The 18,527-nt window shown below is 71.1% G+C and carries 17 protein-coding genes; 9 read left to right on the plus strand and 8 right to left on the minus strand.

Annotated elements, in window-relative coordinates; genetic code table 11:
* Positions 1 to 68: 68 nt before the first annotated feature.
* From ACRAKH_RS09890 to ACRAKH_RS09900, 3 genes are all read left to right on the plus strand, one after another.
* Complete coding sequence (locus ACRAKH_RS09890) at positions 69 to 1,457, plus strand: alkaline phosphatase family protein (RefSeq protein WP_447009756.1); 1,389 nt, start codon at positions 69 to 71, stop codon at positions 1,455 to 1,457.
* A gap of 265 nt (positions 1,458 to 1,722) precedes the next feature.
* Positions 1,723 to 2,445 carry a M50 family metallopeptidase gene (locus ACRAKH_RS09895; RefSeq protein ID WP_380729112.1) on the plus strand — a complete coding sequence of 241 codons (723 nt, stop codon included), beginning with the start codon at positions 1,723 to 1,725 and terminating at the stop codon, positions 2,443 to 2,445.
* 110 nt (positions 2,446 to 2,555) lie between these two features.
* Positions 2,556 to 3,059 carry a hypothetical protein gene (locus ACRAKH_RS09900; protein WP_380729110.1) on the plus strand — a complete coding sequence of 168 codons (504 nt, stop codon included), beginning with the start codon at positions 2,556 to 2,558 and terminating at the stop codon, positions 3,057 to 3,059.
* Between the two features lie 17 nt (positions 3,060 to 3,076).
* On the opposite strand, the gene ACRAKH_RS09905 is transcribed toward ACRAKH_RS09900, so the two are convergent.
* Positions 3,077 to 3,211 carry a hypothetical protein gene (locus ACRAKH_RS09905; protein WP_380729108.1) on the minus strand — a complete coding sequence of 45 codons (135 nt, stop codon included), beginning with the start codon at positions 3,209 to 3,211 and terminating at the stop codon, positions 3,077 to 3,079.
* Positions 3,212 to 3,456: 245 nt separating this feature from the next.
* On the minus strand, positions 3,457 to 3,843 hold the full coding sequence (locus tag ACRAKH_RS09910) for a hypothetical protein (protein WP_380729106.1): 387 nt from the start codon (positions 3,841 to 3,843) through the stop codon (positions 3,457 to 3,459).
* Between the two features lie 325 nt (positions 3,844 to 4,168).
* Between ACRAKH_RS09910 and ACRAKH_RS09915 the strand changes: the two genes are divergently transcribed.
* On the plus strand, positions 4,169 to 5,218 hold the full coding sequence (locus tag ACRAKH_RS09915; protein WP_380729113.1) for an NAD(P)-dependent alcohol dehydrogenase: 1,050 nt from the start codon (positions 4,169 to 4,171) through the stop codon (positions 5,216 to 5,218).
* Between the two features lie 413 nt (positions 5,219 to 5,631).
* On the opposite strand, the gene ACRAKH_RS09920 is transcribed toward ACRAKH_RS09915, so the two are convergent.
* Positions 5,632 to 5,904, minus strand: coding sequence for a GlsB/YeaQ/YmgE family stress response membrane protein (locus ACRAKH_RS09920; RefSeq protein WP_380729104.1), 273 nt, complete (start codon positions 5,902 to 5,904; stop codon positions 5,632 to 5,634).
* A gap of 133 nt (positions 5,905 to 6,037) precedes the next feature.
* Between ACRAKH_RS09920 and ACRAKH_RS09925 the strand changes: the two genes are divergently transcribed.
* From ACRAKH_RS09925 to ACRAKH_RS09945, 5 genes are all read left to right on the plus strand, one after another.
* The gene (locus ACRAKH_RS09925; RefSeq protein WP_447009757.1) at positions 6,038 to 7,504 is read left to right on the plus strand and encodes a hypothetical protein; all 1,467 of its coding nucleotides are present in this window, start codon (positions 6,038 to 6,040) and stop codon (positions 7,502 to 7,504) included.
* 107 nt (positions 7,505 to 7,611) lie between these two features.
* Positions 7,612 to 9,270 (plus strand): family 43 glycosylhydrolase, encoded by a 1,659-nt coding sequence (locus ACRAKH_RS09930; RefSeq protein ID WP_380729100.1) that lies wholly within the window; start codon positions 7,612 to 7,614, stop codon positions 9,268 to 9,270.
* Positions 9,271 to 9,756: 486 nt separating this feature from the next.
* Entirely contained in the window at positions 9,757 to 11,217 is a 1,461-nt protein-coding gene (locus tag ACRAKH_RS09935; RefSeq protein WP_447009960.1) for a cellulose binding domain-containing protein, read from the plus strand.
* Positions 11,218 to 11,314: 97 nt separating this feature from the next.
* On the plus strand, positions 11,315 to 11,872 hold the full coding sequence (locus ACRAKH_RS09940) for a hypothetical protein (RefSeq protein ID WP_380729613.1): 558 nt from the start codon (positions 11,315 to 11,317) through the stop codon (positions 11,870 to 11,872).
* A gap of 172 nt (positions 11,873 to 12,044) precedes the next feature.
* Positions 12,045 to 12,431: an HNH endonuclease gene (locus tag ACRAKH_RS09945; RefSeq protein ID WP_380729611.1), complete on the plus strand. Its 387-nt coding sequence runs from the start codon at positions 12,045 to 12,047 to the stop codon at positions 12,429 to 12,431.
* Between the two features lie 81 nt (positions 12,432 to 12,512).
* On the opposite strand, the gene ACRAKH_RS09950 is transcribed toward ACRAKH_RS09945, so the two are convergent.
* The 5 genes from ACRAKH_RS09950 to ACRAKH_RS09970 form a co-directional block, all read right to left on the minus strand.
* On the minus strand, positions 12,513 to 13,937 hold the full coding sequence (locus ACRAKH_RS09950; protein WP_380729608.1) for a WGR domain-containing protein: 1,425 nt from the start codon (positions 13,935 to 13,937) through the stop codon (positions 12,513 to 12,515).
* Between the two features lie 139 nt (positions 13,938 to 14,076).
* Positions 14,077 to 15,408, minus strand: coding sequence for an LLM class flavin-dependent oxidoreductase (locus ACRAKH_RS09955; RefSeq protein ID WP_380729606.1), 1,332 nt, complete (start codon positions 15,406 to 15,408; stop codon positions 14,077 to 14,079).
* Positions 15,409 to 15,410: 2 nt separating this feature from the next.
* Positions 15,411 to 16,586, minus strand: a complete 1,176-nt coding sequence (locus ACRAKH_RS09960) for an ROK family transcriptional regulator (protein ID WP_447009758.1) — start codon at positions 16,584 to 16,586, stop codon at positions 15,411 to 15,413.
* Complete coding sequence (locus ACRAKH_RS09965) at positions 16,583 to 16,936, minus strand: 4Fe-4S dicluster domain-containing protein (RefSeq protein WP_380729250.1); 354 nt, start codon at positions 16,934 to 16,936, stop codon at positions 16,583 to 16,585. The genes ACRAKH_RS09960 and ACRAKH_RS09965 overlap by 4 nt, the downstream gene beginning before the upstream one ends.
* The gene (locus ACRAKH_RS09970; protein WP_380729252.1) at positions 16,933 to 18,504 is read right to left on the minus strand and encodes an FAD-binding protein; all 1,572 of its coding nucleotides are present in this window, start codon (positions 18,502 to 18,504) and stop codon (positions 16,933 to 16,935) included. Before ACRAKH_RS09970 ends, ACRAKH_RS09965 begins: the two co-directional genes overlap by 4 nt.
* Between the last annotated feature and the right edge of the window lie 23 nt (positions 18,505 to 18,527).

The raw sequence follows: 18,527 nt of genomic DNA on the forward strand, positions 1-18,527 counted from the left end.
GACCTGCCCGGCGTCGTGGAGCAGCCGGACCACTACCCGGCCGACCACCTGGTGAACGGAGTCGTGGCGTGAAACCGCTGGTCGTGATCGACGTCGTGGGCCTGACGCCGGCGCTGCTCCCGCACATGCCGAACCTCACCCGCCTGGGTCGCCGGGGGTGGCAGGCCGAACTGGGCACCGTGCTGCCCGCCGTGACGTGCAGTGTGCAGTCCACCCTGCTCACCGGGCTCACCCCGGCCCAGCACGGCATCGTCGGCAACGGCTGGTACTTCCGCGACCTCGGCGAGGTCCACCTGTGGCGGCAGCACAACCGACTCGTGCACGGCGAGAAGCTGTGGGAGACCGCCCGCCGCGCCCACCCCGGCTACACCGCCGCGAACATCTGCTGGTGGTACGCCATGGGCGCCTCCACCGACGTCACCGTCACCCCGCGCCCGATCTACCACGCCGACGGCCGCAAATCACCCGACGCCTACGTCCGCCCACCGGCGCTGCACGACGAGCTGGTCGCCGAACTGGGCGAGTTCCCGCTGTTCCAGTACTGGGGACCCACGGCCGCGCTGCGCTCCAGCGAGTGGATCGTCGGCGCGGCCCGCCGCGTGCTGGCGTCCGAGCGACCCGACCTGCTGCTGGTCTACGTGCCGCACCTGGACTACGACCTGCAACGGTTCGGCCCGACCGCGCCACAAGCCGCGCGGGCCGCAGCCGAGGTGGACGCCGCCCTCGCGCCGCTGCTCACCGACGCGGAGACGGCCGGCGCCACGGTCGTCGCCCTGTCGGAGTACGGGATCACGGCCGCGCGCCGGCCGGTCGACGTCAACCGCGCGTTGCGCCGGGCCGGGCTGCTGGAGGTCTACACGCAGGCCGGCGGGGAACTGCTCGACCCGTGGACGTCGCGGGCGTTCGCGGTGGCCGACCACCAGATCGCCCACGTCTACGTCGCCGACCCGGCCGACCTCCCCCGCACCAGGGCCGTCCTCGCGGAACTGCCGGGCGTGGACCTCGTGCTGGACCGCGCGGCGCAGGCAGGCGTCGGCCTCGACCACCAACGCTCCGGCGAGCTGATCGCCGTCGCCGAGCCCGACGCCTGGTTCACCTACTACTACTGGCTGCACGACGACCACGCACCCGACTTCGCCCGCGGCGTGGACATCCACCGCAAACCCGGCTACGACCCCGCCGAACTCTTCTTCGACCCCGCCGACCGGCTCGCCAAGGCCAAGGCGGGACTCAACCTGGCACGCAAGAAACTCGGCCTGCGCTACGCCATGAACGTCGTCCCGCTCGACCCGTCCTGCGTGCGCGGCACCCACGGCCGGCTGCCCGACCGCGCCCAGGACGGCCCGGTGCTGCTGTGCTCCGACCCCCACCCACCCGACACCGTCGAACGCACCGGCCGGATCGCCGCCACCGACGTCCGCGACCTCCTCCTCAACCTCCAAGGTCTCGGAAGCTGAGCGACGCGCCTCGCTCGTGGAGCCGGTAGAGATGGCCGGCTCGGCCGCGGATGAGGGACCGGAAGTCGTCTGCCCGGTCGCCGAGGCCCATGAGCGGGTTACGGGCTCGAGAGTTCGCCCCCCGACGGGCAGCGAGTCGAGCCGCTGACCACGTTGGCCGGCGGATCGGTGGGTTCGCACGCGAACGCCCCACGTTCTGGCGATTGACCAGCTCTCCGCCTCTGGATAGAAGCTCTGGTAGAGGTGCCGAGGGGCGGGGGAGTCCATGTCCGACGATGACGTGTGGTGGGTAACCGTCCCGACTGCGTTACCTCAGTGGTGGATACCGCTGACTACCGGCGTGATCGCGCTGTTGGTCAGCGCGGCTGCGGTTCTGCCACGAGTCACCTGGCCACGTCGGGTCGCATTCGCGTTCAACGTCGTAGGCACCATCGCCCACGAGTTCGGCCACGCGGCCGGCGGTGTTGTGACCGGCGGCGGCGTCCACCTCATCCAGGTGCACACTCCGCACTCGGGCATCGCGTACACCTGGCACTACTCGCGCTTCTCCGCCTTCGTCATATCGGCCGCCGGCTATGCGACCCCTCCGCTTGCCGGGCTCGGAGCTGCCTCGCTCCTGTCCAGGGGGCACGCGCCGATGCTGTTGGTGCTCACGATCGCGGCCATGATCCTGATCCTCGTCGTGACCAGAGACCTGATCACGCTGGCCGGCGTCGTGGCGGTGGGCGCGGTCGCCGCATTGGCGCTGTACTCAAAAATCGAGTGGTTGCAGCACTGGATTGCCTATACCGAGACCTGGATCCTGCTCTTCAGTGAAGTCATCGGAATCTGGGTACTGGTGATGCGACGTGTTCGAGGTCGAATTGACGACGACGACGCTGACGGCTTGGCGGACATCACCGGAATCCCCGGCGTAGTGTGGATCGCTGCTTGGGCCGTGCTCATCGGATGGGCACTGTGGACTGCGATCCCGCTGATGTGGCCCTGATTGTCTGTGCCGATCGCAGCACGCTCGGCCGATGCCGTTGATGTCCGGCAGGTGTGAATCCGCAATGTTCAGTCGAGATTCGTATCGACATGGAAACCCGGAGGTGTGCGATGAGGGCGGTGGTGCTCGGTCCTCCGGCCAGCGGGAAGAGTCGATTCGCGCTGGAGTTGGGGGCCATTACCGGCGTGCAGGTCTTTCACGTCGACCTGGTTGTCGAGGACATTGGCAGGCGTCATCCGGAAGAGATCCGTATGCGACTCGCGGAGTATGCGAGCCGAGATAGCTGGATTATTGATGGAAATTCTTTCGGCAAGGACCCCGTGGGGCGTATCAATCGATCACAGGTGGTCTTCGTTTTCCGCTGTGCGCCAATGTTGAGCTTGATGCGTCACGTGATGAGGTGGGTGCGTCTGCGTGCGGGTGCGGAGAAACGTCTCGGTGCGCGGCGGAGCGATCTCGATTTGAAGTTCTTCATTCCTTATATTTTTGTCCACCTGTCCAGGCGGCAGAAAGCTGTGATTGGGTATGCGCAATCGATCGGGAAGGAGATCGTAGTATTCAAGAAGCGGCGCGACGTCACGAACTATAAACTTCGCCTGCTGGACTCCGGTTGAACCGTGTTGGTCGTGAGTCAGCCCAGTTCGTTCACGATCTGTGTGTCGCCGGCGCCCGTGTGCAGGAACGGGTCGATCCCCGGTTCGCGCGACCACCGCACCGCCCGGCCCAGCCAATGCAGCGCGACACCGGAGATGCGGACCGTCGGCACGCCCAGGGCACTCCGCAAGGTGGCCGCGGCGAACCAGAGCGATCCGCAGGCTCGTAGCGGACCTGACCTGCACGCTGCCGACGGAGTACGGCGTCCTCGTGCCGCTGGGCGATCCGGTGACCACCGGCCCCGCTCAGCCCTTGTGTGTCCCCAGCATGATGCCAGGACGACTCGCGACCGGCCCGCAGATGCGGGGACGCCCGGCTTGTCGCGCCGTGGCGTCCCGGCATCCGACGCGGGTCGGCTCAGGCGATCTCGATCCGGAGGCCGTACAACGCCTCGATGTCGCGCGCGAGGTCTTCCCCGGCCCGCCTCGGGTACCTCGACCACCACCACGACAGGCCCGGCGCGCGGTTGACCGGGTCCTCGGTCAGCAGTGCCCGGAACCGGGTGTCGGTCTCGGACACCTCGGCCTTCACCCAGCCCAGTTCCTCCATGCCGGCCAGACACGGATCGGTGAGCACGCGTTCGACCCGGTCGCGCACGCGCAGGTCGTGTTCGTACTCGTCTATGCCGAAGGTGTAACCGTCCTCCACCAATCCGGTGAACTCGCGCCATTCGGCCACGAGCCGGCCTGGGGTGGCCCCGGCCAGCTCGCGGACGCGGTCGACGAACCGCTTCGGGTCGCTCACGGGTGCGGCGGCCGGGGCAGGTCGTCGGTGAAGTACTTCATCGGGTCAGGATAGCCGGCCGGGTCGAGGCGGAAGAACGTCTCGATCGTGCCGTCCTGGACCCGGATGACCGTTGAAAGCGAAGTCGGTCGGCACCGCGTCGGCACCGCTGTACGTCGCCTGGAAACCGGTCTACAAGTGGCTGATGCTCGACGAGGAGCACGTCAACCGCACGCCGGTGGAACGGGGTGGAGCAACCCCAGGTTCGGAGGAAGGTCGTTCCGGTCCTCCGCGACGATAAGATGCGGGGCGTCGCTCTGTTCCCCGATTCCCCATGCGAGAGACGTTGATGACTTCCGCGCGTGCGTACACCGCGACCTCCGCCAAGGGCCCGCTCGTTCCGGGTGTGGTCGAACGGCGTGCTGTGGGCCCGAAGGACGTGCTCATCGCGATCGCCTGGGCCGGCATCTGCCATTCCGACATCCACACCGTTCGGGGCGACTGGGGCCCGGTGTCCTACCCGCTCACCGTCGGGCACGAGATCGCCGGGACCGTGGTCGAGGTCGGGTCTGAGGTCACCGCGCACGCGGTCGGCGACCGGGTCGGCGTGGGCTGCATGGTGGACTCCTGCCGCGAGTGCCCGAACTGCTTGTCGGGCAACGAGCAGTACTGCCTGCGGGGCTTCACCGACACCTACAACGGTGTGGACCGGGAGGGTCGTGTCACCCAGGGCGGCTACTCGTCCCACATCGTCGTCGACGAGCACTTCGTGCTGCGCCTCCCGGACGCCATCCCGTTCGAGAAGGCCGCCCCGCTGCTGTGCGCGGGCATCACGACGTACTCGCCGCTGCGGCACTGGAACGCCGGGCCCGGCAAGAAGGTCGCCGTCGTCGGCCTGGGAGGGCTCGGCCACATGGCGGTCAAGCTGGCCCACGCGATGGGGGCCGAGGTGACCGTGCTGTCGCAGAGCTCGCGCAAGCGCGAGGACGGGCTGCGGTTCGGCGCCGACCACTACCACGCGACCAGCGACCCGGCGACCTTCGAGCGGCTGGCGAACACCTTCGACCTGATCGTCAACACGGTCAGCGCCCCGATCGACCTCGACGGCTACCTGAGGCTGCTCGCCCTCGACGGCACGATCGTGAACGTGGGCGCGCCGCCGGAGCCGGTCCCGGTGACCCTGTTCACGCTCTTCGCGAACCGCCGCTCGTTCGCCGGGTCGACGATCGGCGGTATCGCCGAGACCCAGGAGATGCTCGACTTCTGCGCCGAGCACGGCATCGCCCCCGAGGTCGAGGTCATCCGCGCCGATGAGGTCAACGATGCGTGGCAACGCGTCCTCGACTCGGACGTCCGGTACCGGTTCGTCATCGACATCGCCACCCTCGCCGACTGACGGGACCCGGTGCCGCGGGTTCGCCCCGCGCCGAGGCGCCACCAGCAACCGGATCGAGCGGACGGCGGCAGGTGGAGCGCTTCGGCAGGCGCGTCCGATGTGGATGGTCGCTCGCGGGACGAGCGGTCAGTGGTGTGCCCGGATCAGGACGCGAAGGTGAAGTGGTTGATCCGGAGGGGCGCGGTGGCGGTGATGTAGATGGTCCGCAGTCCCGTCACGCCGAAGTCCACGTTGTGGAACGCGATGTGGCTGCCGGAGCCGGAGAAGGTGACCGCGGTTCCGCCGTCGGACGACTCCGCGGTGACTCCGGAGCCGGTGTCGCACGACTCGGCTTCGACCTGCTGGTTGTGCGGCGCCGGACACGGGTCGGGCCCGCCGGTGATAACCGGCGGGCCCGAGCGTTCGGTGTCGTGTCAGCTGTGGGCGCGGTGGCCCCGCTTGGTGACGACGTGGTAGATGCCGAGCACGATGAGCGAGCCGAGGATGGCCAGCAGCCAGGTGCTCAGGTCGAAGAAGCTGCCGATGTCGGAGCCGAAGATGGCGCGGCCGATGAATCCGCCGATGATGGCGCCGACGATGCCGAGCAGCATGGTGATGACGATGCCGCCGGGGTCCTTGCCGGGCATGACGGCCTTGGCGATGGCGCCGGCGATGAGACCCAGAACGATCCAACCCAGGATGCCCACGGTGATTCCTTGTCCTCGTGCCACACCGACTTCTGCGACGCGGCGTGATCGCTACTGACACCGGGTTGCCCAATCCGGACCGATTTCACACCTACGGCGATCGGCTTGGCTGAGTGCGTGGTGGAGTTGCCCGATGGCCGCGCTCGTCGCCGTGATGGTCATGGTGTCCTTCGCGACGTTCGACCGGCAGGGCGAACGGCGGTCCGTCGGGACAGTGCCGTCGTCGGGGTGGAACCGGGAACCGGTCCGTGCCGTCGAAGCGCCGGACTTCGTCGAACGGGAACGTCGCTTCCCCAGGGGAACGGGTGTGGGTCTGATGCCGCACGTGTCGTCACCGCCGCCGTACCCGCAGGGGCCGGGGCACGGCCCGCAAGCCTGGCCCGCCCATCCGACCGGACCGGCGCACGCCGGACCGGTCCCACCCCCGCCGCCGCGGCGCAAGGGCCGGGCGGTGTGGTGGGTCCTCGCGCTGGTCGTGGTGCTGGCGGCCGGCGGGGTCACGGGTTGGTTGGCCCTCGCCGGCGACGAGCGCTCCGCCGGCCGTGAGGAGCGCTCCGGCGGCGGTGCGGCCGAGGACGCCGGTTGCTCGGGCGACTACTGCATCGGCAAGTACCGGTACGTCAACGCGTGCGGCCTGCTCGACCCGTCGGGCACCGCTTCCCGGATCGGCCCTGCCGGCGACGAGGGCCTGCTGGTGCAGGAGTCGTTCATCGACCCCCTGCCGGCCGCCGACCCGGCATCGCCGCCCACGTGGCCCTTCTCGGCCCGGTCGCACTGCGACGTCCGACCGGTCGACTACCAGGAGGCGGTGTTCCGCAGCCTGTCGTTGGAGTTGGAGCAGTACGGTGTGGACGGTGCGGTGGAGGCGAAGCCCGCCGAGCAGGGCCGGTCGTTGCCGGGGATCGAGAACGTCGCCGTGCAGGACGGGGACGGCGGCGTGGAGGTGTTCGGCTGGGTCCGCAACACGCGCTTCCGGCTGAACCTCGTCTGGAGCAACAAGAAGCCGCCCATTCCCGAGGCCACGATCACGGCGCTGGTCGACAGCGTCGTGAAGGGGGTGGCCAACGCCCCCAGCGCGGCCGCGGACCTCGGTGAGCTGCGCGAGGGCGGTCGACGGGTGGTGACCGACGCCTGCGCCGTCTTCACCGGCGCGGACTTCCAGGACGCGGTCGACTACGCCGTGGACCCCACCAACGTCGACCGCGGCTACCACACGGCGTTGACGGGTTCGATCACCAGGACGTGCAGGCGGACCACCGCCCCGCCCGACCGCGAACGGCCCGCTCCCGAGGGCACCACCTACCTGGACGGGTCGATGTCGCCCAAGGTCACGGTCACCCAGCACGTCGACGCCGCCGCGGCGCGCGCGGCGATGGCGGAGGACCGCCGGGACATCGCGGGCGCGGTGGACGTCCCCGGCGTCGGTGACGGAGCCGTGTTCGGCGCCGGCCGCTCCTCCTTCAGCCTCGTGTTCACGAAGGGCTTCCACCAGGTCCGCATCGACTGCGGGCTCTCCAACGGCAACGCGGACTGGACGCCCGCCGACATGCGTGCCCGCCTGGAGCCGCTTGCCGCCGCCGTCGCGGCCCGCGTGCCCTGACGACCGGCCCGCGTGCCCCGTGGCGCGCCGGAGGACGGCCGTGCGATCCCGAACCCGAAGGGGTTGTCCGCACGCACGGGGACGAGGCGAGGCGGCAGCATGGTGGGATGCGACTCACCGCCCTGTTCGCCATCGTGTTCGCGGTCGTGTCCCTCGTGCCGGTGACGGTCTCGGCCCACCCGGCCCGGACGACCGACGCGACCTACCACAACGACGCCACCACCCCCGGCGCGGACCCGTTCGTGCTGTTCGACCGCCCCAGCGGCTACTACTACGCCTACTCCACGGAAGGCGCCGACCCCGGCTACCACTTCGCCGTCTACCGCTCGCCCGACCTCGCCACCTGGGAGCACCTGCCCGGCGGCGCGCTGCGGGCCGGGCAGGACGGCGACTGGGCGCACGACTGGTTCTGGGCGCCCGAGGTCTACCACAACCCGGACACCGGCCTGTACTTCCTGTTCTACGCGGCCAGGATGAACCGCGACGTGGCCGCGCACTTCAAGCACGCGGACTTCGAGGAGCCGTGCAAGGTCGGCGTCGCGGTGGCGACCTCGCCCGCCGGGCCGTTCCGCGACATCGTCGAGGCGCCGCTGGACTACTACCCGTACGACCCGGCGTACCACGACGTCAACCTGATCATGGACGCCGCGCAGAAGAAGCCGCCCGCGACGCTGGAGGTGGGCCGGACCGCGCCGCTGGGCACCTACATCCCCTACATCGACCCCAACGTCTTCTTCGACGCCGACGGCCGGATCTACCTCTACTTCTCCCGCAACGCCTACCGGAACTGGGTGTGGGACGCCGACCTCGGCAAGTACGTCGAGGAGTCGAACATCTACGCCGTCGAGCTGACCGGCGACTGGTGGCGCGACCCCACCGGCCGGACCATGCCGACGATCGCGCCCGCGTACCGCGACCGCAACCGGGCGCCGGACGACGCGCCCGGGGTCCGCAAGGACGGCTACGTCCCGATCCTGGACTACGGCTCCGACAAGCAGGCGTGGGAGAACGCGCACGTCGACGACTACGCCAAGTCCGGCGGCGAGAAGAAGGACCGCCGGTGGGCCGAGGGCTCGACCACCGTCAGGACGACCGACGAGCGGGGCGTTCCGCGCTACTTCCTGACCTACTCGGCGAACAACTACGAGAACGAGTTCTACGGCGTGGGTTACGCGACGGCCGACGGACCGCTCGGTCCCTGGCGCAAGGCGTCCGCGAACCCGGTGCTGTCCCAGGACCCCGCCCGAGGTCTGTACTCGACGGGGCACGGCAGCATCATCGGCTCACCGGATGGCACGCGGCTCTACTACGTCCACCACGGGCGTCCGTCCACCACCTCCTCACGAGCGCTCTACACCTCGCGCATGCACCTCGGGGAGGAACTGTCCATCGTCGCGTCGACGTCCGACGAGCCGCTGCCACCGGGGGTCGGGCCACTGCGCATCCGGGCCGACGACCAGGTGCTGCGCCCACGCCCGGACGGCTCCGCGACCACGACGGTCCACGTGACGAGCGCTCGGGGAGCCGAGTTCTCCTTGACGAACCCGCAGAACCGCCTGCGCGCGGAGCTCCACCCGGCGGGCGCGGGCACCGCGGTCGTGCGGGGTGATCAGGTCACCGTCACCACCACTGGCCACCGCCCGGTGCGGCTCACGATCGTCTACCAGCGCCAACTCGCGGACGGTGGCTACCGCGACGTGGCCAACACCGGACCCGGCCACAGCACGCCCGTGCAGGTCAGCGTTCCGGCGGTGGTCCGCCCCTGAGCGGTGGCGGTGGCCCGCCGCCCGAAGTCCGGACGGCGGGCCACCGCCGCGCCCCCGGCTCGTGGGCGCCGGGAGGCGCGCCCGGCGGGTGGCGACGGCCTCCGCGGACGACTTCGCCCGCCGCGGCCGAGCGGCGGGCGAACGTCGCGTGATTCGGAGGAATGCGAATGTTTCTCCCGGCGCGGTCTATTTGTTCACATGCGTGAAGGCGGGCTCGGTAAACAAGACCGCTCCGCTTGTTCATCACCGTGAATTTTGTTGCCTGTCCCGCACACTTGCGCAATGCTCGCTGGGAGCGTTCCCAGATTTCCGGAGATCGCTGGCGTTCCCGCTGGTAGTGGGGCCGGTGTCACTGAGGGCCGCTGTCCAGGAGTGCTGTTCGCAAGGAGGCGACGCATGAGTCTGCGCATTGGTGAACGAACGAGGAGCCGGATCGCCGGTATTGCCGCGGTCGCGTCGGTGGCGGCTTTGACCGGGGGCTTGGTGATGGCGACCGGCGCCAATGCCAATGCGGCGGTCGGGTGTCGGGTCGACTACACCGTGACGAGCCAGTGGGAGGGCGGGTTCGGCGCCAACGTCACGGTGACCAACCTGGGTGACCCGGTCTCGAACTGGACGCTGGCGTGGTCGTTCGGCGCCGGTCAGAAGGTGACCCAGCTGTGGGGTGGTGAGTTCTCCCAGTCCGGCAGCGCGGTGACGGTGCGCAACACGTCCTGGAACGGCTCGCTGGCCACGGGCGCGTCGGTGACGCCGGGCTTCAACGGCACCTGGACCGGCTCCAACCCCGCGCCCACCTCCTTCACGCTCAACGGCGTCGCCTGCACCGGACAGCCGACCGGCACCTCGACCACGACCTCGACGTCCACGTCCACCTCCACGTCAACGTCAACGTCCACCTCCACGTCGACCACGACCTCGACCACCACGACGTCGAACCCGCCGCCCACGGGCGCGGCGACGGGCTTCGCGTCGCAGAACGGCGGGACCACCGGCGGTCAGGGCGGGAGGACGGTCCGGGCCACCACGGGAACGCAGATCCACCAGGCGCTGTGCAGCCGGGCGAGCAGCTCCACCCCGATCATCATCGAGGTCGAGGGCACCATCAACCACGGCAACACCAGCGCGGTGTCGGGCGGCAGCTGCTCGACCGCCTCCGGTGTGATCGAGCTCAAGCAGATCAGCAACGTCACGATCATCGGCGTCGGCGCCGGCGCGGTCTTCGACCAGCTGGGCATCCACATCCGGGAGTCCCGCAACATCATCATCCGGAACGTGACCGTCCGGAACGTCAAGAAGTCGGGTTCTCCCACCTCCAACGGCGGTGACGCCATCGGGATGGAGAGCAACGTCCGCAACGTCTGGGTCGACCACGTCAACCTGCTGGCGTCGGGCGGGGAGTCCGAGGGCTACGACGGCCTGTTCGACATGAAGAACAACACCCAGTACGTGACCCTGTCCTACAGCACCCTGCGCAACTCGGGCCGCGGCGGGCTGATCGGGTCCAGCGAGAGCGACCTCTCGAACGGGTTCGTCACGTTCCACCACAACCTGTACGAGAACATCGACTCGCGGGCGCCCCTGCTGCGCGGCGGGGTGGGCCACATGTACAACAACTACTACGTGAGCCTGAACGAGTCCGGCATCAACTCCCGGGCCGGGGCGAAGGCCAAGGTGGACAACAACTACTTCAAGAACTCGCGTGACGTCCTCGGGACCTTCTACACCGACATGGCCGGCTACTGGCAGGTCAGCGGCAACATCTTCGACAACGTCACGTGGTCCGCGCCCGACAGCGAGCACAAGCCCGCCGGGCCGGACGTCAAGTCCACCACCACGGTCGGCATCCCCTACAGCTACACGCTCGACCAGGCCGCCTGCGTGCCGACCATCGTCGGGCGGACGGCAGGCGCCAACACCGGCATGCGCGAGTCGAACGGCGTCTGCTAGCAACGTTTCGCCGCGCGCTGTCACGGACGGCGGCTACCGGGCCGGTGTGCTCGGTAGCCGCCGTCTCGCCTGTGGGCCGGGCGGTAGCGTCGGTCCTGTGGCGACCGGGCCGGTCGAGTCGGCGGAAGGCGTGGTGGGTGTCGCCTACGCGCACTTCTACGTGGAATCGCGAGGGCTGCGCGAGCCTCCGCGATTCGTTTTCGACGATGATGACGGGTTCCTCGCGGTGATGGACGACGTGGTCGCGCTGCACGCCACGTCCGACGTGATCAGGTCGGCGAACGTCCGCATCGAGGCGTGGGATCGACTGCCCGAGGTGGGTGGTCCTGGCGAGGCGGAGGTGGCCGAGGGAACGGTGGCGCTCTCCGACGGTGCGGTGCGTGCGAGAGCCGTGCCGGCGACCGCGCCGGACATCGACACCGTCCCGGTCGGTCCGGCCGGGTGGTACCACGTCCGCGCGTTCCGTTGGGGCGCCGATGTGGACGGACGGGTCGAGCACTTCCTGCTCCAGCTCTGGCCTTCGGGCGAACCCGCCGCCGCGGACCGGTCACGCCCGGCGGAACCGGATGAGCTCACGGCGTGGAACCGGCAGATCAGGCAGTGGGCCGACGCCCAGGGCTTTCGGGGTTCCGGTGGCAGGGGTGGCCATGACTGAACCTCCGACTGAGCCGAACGTCGGCAGCCGCAGTGGGGTGGAACCCGTGACCGGTCGGCCCACGATGGCGTGACCGGCCGGTCGGCTGCCGACCCGGCGGCTCCCCGGCGCCCGTCGCGCGGGCACGGCGGGTCTGCGGGCTGTGCGGACGTCACGCGCGTAGGGTGCGCGCATGGCCGTCGGGGGCAGCAGGAGGGCGCGGGCCGCGCGCAAGCGGACGCGGCGGATGCAGCGCGTCGAGAACGACCTCACCGTGGCGGAGTGGACCGCGCTGAAGGCGGCCTGGGGTGGGTGTGCCTACTGCGGGGCCGCCGGTGTGCCCCTCCAGAAGGACTGCGTGCAGGCGTTGTCGCGCGGAGGGCGGTACACGCTCGACAACATCGTGCCGGCGTGCCGGTCCTGCAACGCGAGCAAGTGCAACGCCGAGGTGACGGGGTGGCTGCGGCGGAAGCGGTTGGACGAGAGGGCGTTCCTGCTGCGGCAGGTGGAGGTCAACGCCGAGCTGGCGCTGCGGTTCGGGAGCGCGGTCGTCTCGGAAAGCGCTGGTGGCGTGGGGTGAACCCACCGCGCGCCGTGCCGAGCACGGCGGCCTGTGGGCAGCACTGTCCGGACGCCCAGGCCGCCGTGCTCGGCACGTGGCTCAGCGCAGGCGCTTGATCTCCCCGCGGGCGCGGTAGAACGAGCCGTTGGCCGAGGGCAGCACCTCGGTGACCAGGTAGCGCGCGCCGGGGACGCGGATGTTCTTCGGGAACTGCACGCCCCACGTGCGGTCGTAGCCGTCCGACACCACGTGCACGCGGACGCGACCGCCCACCTGGACGCACTCGAGGACGACGCCCTCGCCCGGCGCGACGTGGGAGACCACCTCGACGTCGGCGGTCGCCTCGACGCGCGCGATGGCGCCGGCCTTGATGTCCTGGCGCGGCGGGAGTTGGCCCTGTTCGGCGGCGTGCACGGCGGCGGGGCCGGCGTCCAGGCACGCCAGTGAGCCGTCCGTCGTCACGAGGTAGAGGCGTTCGTCGCGGTACTGCATGGAGAACGCCGAGCCGCAGCCGGTGGCGAGCTTCCACAGCCTGGTGCCGTCGGCGGCGAAGCAGTACACCGAGGACTGGTTGTCGCCCGCGAACACCAGTCGGCCGTCGGGCGAGGTCGCGCAGGAGAACACGGCCGCGTCACAGCGGTAGTCGGCGATCTTAGCGCCGTCGGACTTGCGGAGGCGCTGCACGTAACCGCGGCTGGTGCCGGCGAAGACCTCGGTGCGCTCCTGCCAGCCGAACAGCACCTGCCCCGGCGTGTCGGCGTGCCAGACCTGGTCGCCGCGGCCGGTGTAGTGCGTGACGCCGCGGGAGTGGCCGTGGAACACGCCTTCGGACGCGCAGCGGACCATCCACGCGCTCTCGCCGGTGGCCGGGCGCGACCACTGGAACTCGTCCTCGTGGTCCACCACGGTCACCCGGCCCTGCCGGTCGGACACGCCCAGCACGCCGTCGTGGATGTCGAGCCAGTAGATGTCGACGTCCTCGGCGATCTCGTAGGCGACGCGCGGCACCTTGGCGCCCAGGTCGTACACCCGGCCGTCGTCGCACCCGGCGTAGATCCAGAAGTCGTCGGCGACGATGCACTTGACCGAGTCGGGCAGGCCGAACCGCCCGGTGACCCGGCCGTCGTGGGTGAGGGTGTAGACGTCGCCGTCCTCGTTGCCGACCCACGCCTGGTCCTCGCCGACGTAGATCCCGAACGCCGGCGCGCCGGACGCGAACCGCCACAGCACCGGCGCCTGGTGGGCCGTCGAACGGGTGCTGACGATCTGCCGCCTGCTCGTCGGCCGACGCCGGCGCAACCCCCGGACGGCGGGCGCGTAGCCCTTGCGCACCTTCTCGCCGATCTTCTTCTCGGCGGCCTTCAGCGCCTTGGCGTGGTCGGCGAAGGTGGCGCTGCGGACCTGCCCCTGCTCGCCGATGCGCCCGAAGGTGATGGTGACCTCGGTGCCGTCGACGCGCACCTCGTAGAACTTGTGCGCCCCACCGTCCGCTTCGGACAGCTCCAGGTACGTGGTGCCGGACATCCGCGCTCCCCCTCAAGGTCAACTGCGAGGAACGGTAGCGGCCACCACCGACAATTCCGGATCACGCAGGTCAGAGCGCGAACCGGCCGACGCGCCCGGCTTCACCGGACGGGCGGCCGACCGGTGAAGCCGAGGGCACTCAGACGAGCGCGGTCGCGGCGTAGCGGCTGACCGGGCGCGGCAGGCCGTAGTGCTCGCGCAGCGTGCGGCCGGTGTACTCGGTGCGGAACAGGCCGCGGGCCCGCAGCAGCGGCACGACGTGGTCCACGAAGTCCTCCAGGCCGGACGGCAGGAGGGGCGCCATGACGTTGAAGCCGTCCGCCGCGCCCGTCGTGAACCACAGCTCGATGTGGTCGGCGATCTGCTCGGGCGTGCCCGCCACGACCTGGTGCCCGCGACCGCCGCCGAGGCGGCCGAGGAGCTGGCGCAACGTCAGCCGCTCGCGCTGCGCCAGGTCGCGGACCAGCTCGAACCGGCTCTTCGCGCCGTTGACGCGGGAGACCGGCGGGAACTCGGGCAACCGCTCGTCCAGCGGGTGGTCGGTCAGGTCGACGCCGATCAGCTCGGTCAGCTGCCGCACCGCCCGCACCGGGATGATCAACCCGTCCAGCTCGTCGGCCAGCGCCCGCGCCTCGGTCTCCGTGCCGCCGAGCACGGGGACGATGCCGGGCAGCACCTTGACGTCCTCGGCGGCACGTCCCCGGGCCGTGACGCGGCGCTTGAGGTCGGCGTAGAACGCGGTCGCGTCGCCGTGCGTCTGGTGCGCGGTGAACACCGCCTCCGCCCACGCCGACGCGAACGCCCTGCCGTCCTCGCTCGACCCGGCCTGCACCAGCAGCGGGTGCCCCTGCGGGCTGCGCACCGCGTTCAACGGCCCGCGCACAGAGAAGAACCGGCCCTTGTGGTTGATCTCGTGCACCTTGGCGTCCTCGGCGAACACGCCGGACTCGCGGTCCACGACCAGCGCGTCGTCCTCCCACGAGTCCCACAGCGCGGTGACCACGTCCAGGAACTCGTCGGCACGCTGGTAGCGCTCGGCGTGCTCGGTGTTGACCTCGCGGTTGAAGTTCTGCGCCGACCGGTCGCCCGCCGTGGTCACGATGTTCCACCCGGCCCGGCCGCCGCTGATGTGGTCGAGCGAGGAGAACAGCCGGGCCAGGTTGTACGGCTCGCTGAACCCGGTCGACGCGGTCGCGATCAGGCCGATGCGCTCGGTGGCCTGCGAGATCGCGGTCAGCAGCGTGACCGGCTCGAACCGGTTGGCGGCGGTGTGCCGCACGTCGCCCCAGATCTGCACGCCGTCGGCGAGGAACACCGAGTCGAACGTCCCGCGCTCGGCGATCCGCGCCAGGTGCTGGAAGTGCGCGACGTCGTCGAGGGCGCGCGGGTCGGTGCGGGGGTGCCGCCAGGCGGCCTCGTGGTGGCCGACGCCCATGAGGAACGCGTTGAGGTGGAGCTCTCGTGCGGACAACTTCAGACTCCCAGTCGGATCGGGTTGCGGATGTTGAGGGGATCGGCGTAGATCGCGTCCAGCTGCACGGCGCCGGCGGCCACGCCGAGGGCGTCCAGGCCGAAGCTGCTCGGCAGCACGGACGACGGCGACGGGCACGCGCGCGAGGTCGCGGCCACCTCGGCGCGCAGGGCGTCGGCGCACTCGGGCAGCCGGACGACGCCCAGCTCGGTGACCACGACGACATCCGGGTTGACGATGTCGAACAGCAGCGCCGCCGCGCGGGCGACGATCCGGGCGCGGTCCACGAGCAGCGCGGTGGCCGCGGCGTTCCCGGCCACGGCGGCGTCGGCCAGGTCCGCGATCGACGGCCGGGCGATCACCCCCGCCTGGTGGGCGCGCCGAGCCCAGGCGCGGTCGGACACCGTCGCTTCCAGGCAGCCGCCGCGGCCGCACGGGCACGTGATCTCCGGGTCGCCCAGCGCCAGGTGCGCGACGCCGCCCGCCGCCGACCGCGCGCCCCGGTGCGTGCCGCCGCCGAGGTCGATCGCCGCGTCCACCACGTTGCCGACGAACAGGTGCACCAGCGACTCGTGGCGGCCCGCGGCGCCGAACAGCTGCTCCGCCCGCGCCAACGCCCGCGCGTGGCTGTCCGCCAGCACCGGCAGCCCGGTGCGGGCCGCGAGCAGGTCGCGCACGGGCACGTCCCGCCAGCCCAGCGAGGCGTGCTCGACCAGCACGCCCGCCTCGGTGTCGACCCAGCCGCCGGCGGCGACGCCCAGCCCGAGCGGCACGTGCCCCGGCAGGTGCTCGGCGTGCAGCCGCACCAGGCGGTCGGCGGCGGTCGCCAGCACGTCCCGGTGGTCGTCCGGGTCGCGGTGCGGCACGCGCAGCCGGGCCCGGACGCGTCCGCGCAGGTCCAGCAACGCCAGCGTGCAGTGCTCGTGGGCGATGTGGATGCCGGCCACCAGGTGGCGGCCGGTGTCCACGTCCACCGGCGTGTGCGGGCGGCCCACGCCCCCGTACGGCAGCGGCCCGGCCACCTCGGTGAGCAGGCCGAGACCGGCGAGCGCCGCGCAGTTGCGCGTCACCGCCGCCGGGCTCAGGCCGGTCAGCCGGGCGATGGTGGTGCGCGCGACCGGCCCGTGCCGCAGCACGGCGCCCATCAACGCCGCCGCGGCCGTCCCGCGCGGGCTCACGAGATCAGCGGCGGGCCGGACGGTGACAGCGCCGGGCCCACCGCCCGTGCCGCACCCGGCGTGCGCCCGCGGCCCCACCCGATGTCACGGCGGTAGCTGCCGAGCAGGCCCGTCCGCCGCAGGTGCTCCTCGTCGTGGGCGGAGGACTCCGCCGGCAGGGGGTGGGTGTGGGGCGCCACGAACAACGCGTCGGTCGGGCAGTTCGCCTCGCACTGGAAGCACGTCTGGCAGTCTTGCTGCCTGCTGATCACCGGCACGCCGTCCGCGCCGCGGTCGAACACGTTGGTGGGGCACACGGCGATGCACTTGTCGCAGGTGACGCACTGAGCGGCCGACACGAGCTCGATCACGCCGCCACCTCCCGCGGCCGGGCCCACACGTCGTCCAGACCGCCGGAGGTGATCCGGAAGTGCTGAGCGGGGTCCAGTTCGGGGAAGTCGAGCCGCTTGGCCATGCCCCGGCTCTCGCTGCGCGCCAACGCCGAGGTGTACATCCACCGGGCGTGCGCGACCATCGCCGCGGCCTGGCGCGCCCGCACCACGTCCGAGCCCTCGGCGCGCAGACCTGACCGCACCGCCGACCACGTGGCGTCGAGCTGCCCCAACGCCGCGCGCAGCACGTCACCGTGCCGCAGGTAGTTCTTGTCGTACGGCAGCACTTCGGCCTGGACGGCGCCCACGACCTCCGCCGCCGACACCGACGACGTCGCGCCGGTCGGGCGCAGCCCCGCGCCACCGGCGGCACGGACCGCGCGCCTCGCGGCGGACGGGCCGAGCGCGCGGGCGAACCGTGCGGCGGCCCGTCCCGACCACGACCCGGACGACATCGCCCACGCCGCGTTGTGGCTGCCACCACCGGTGAACCCGCCGCAGATCAGCTCCCTGGTCGCCGCGTCGCCCGCCGCGTAGAGGCCCGGCACGGTGGTCGCGCAGCCGTCGTCGACGATCCGGATGCCGCCGGTGCCGCGCACCGTGCCCTCGGCCAGCAGGGTCACCGCGAACGGCTGGGTGAACGGGTCGACGCCCAGCCGGTCGAAGGTGAGGAAGAAGTTCGGCTGCGCCAGCCGCATCGCCCTGCGGGCGGCCTCGTCGGCGCGGTCGAGCTTGCAGAACACCTTCTCCGAGGCCAACAACGTCCGCGCGATCACCGACCGGCCGCGTTGGCTGCCCGCGCCGTCGAGCACCGAGCCGTCCGCCCGGTAGAACGTGGCGTAGTTGTAGAACGCGGTCTTGGTGACCGACGTGTGCTCGGGCGCGATGCCGTAGGCGTTGGAGAACTCCATGCCGGACAGCTCCGCCCCGACCTCGGCGGCGAACAGCGCGCCGTCGCCGGTGTTGACGTCGCACCCCAACGCCTTGCTGAGGAACGCGCACCCGCCGGTCGCCAGCACCACCGCGCCGGCCCGCACCCGGAACGCCCGGTCGGCCTGCCGCTGGTACCCCGCCGCACCGGCCACCACGCCGTCGTCCGTCGTGAGCAGCTCGGTGACGGGGCTGTGGTCGAGGATCGCCACCCCGGCCCGGCGCACCCGGACGCGCTGCCGCCGCATGTACTCGGGCCCTTGCAGGCCGGTGCGCAGGGGCTTGCCGTCGGGGCCGACCGGGAACGGGTAGCGGCCCACGTCGGCCAGCTCGTTGACCCGGTCGTAGGTCTCGTCCAGCACCCTGGCCATCCAGCGCCGGTCCGCCAGGTACCCGCCCAGCGCCTCCCGGCTCGACATGGCCTTCTCCCGGGCCTCGGGCTCCGGCGGCACGTACCACACGCCGGTGCCGCCGGACGCCGTCGCGCCGCTGGTGCCGCAGTAACCCTTGTCCGCCAACACCACCGCCGCGCCTTCGTCGGCCGCCTTGAGCGCGGCCCACGTCGCCGCGGGACCTCCGCCGACGACCAGCACGTCCGCGTCGAGTTCGAGCGTCATGGGAAGCTCCTTTCCGTTGCGCG

The organism is Saccharothrix hoggarensis (assembly GCF_052936025.1).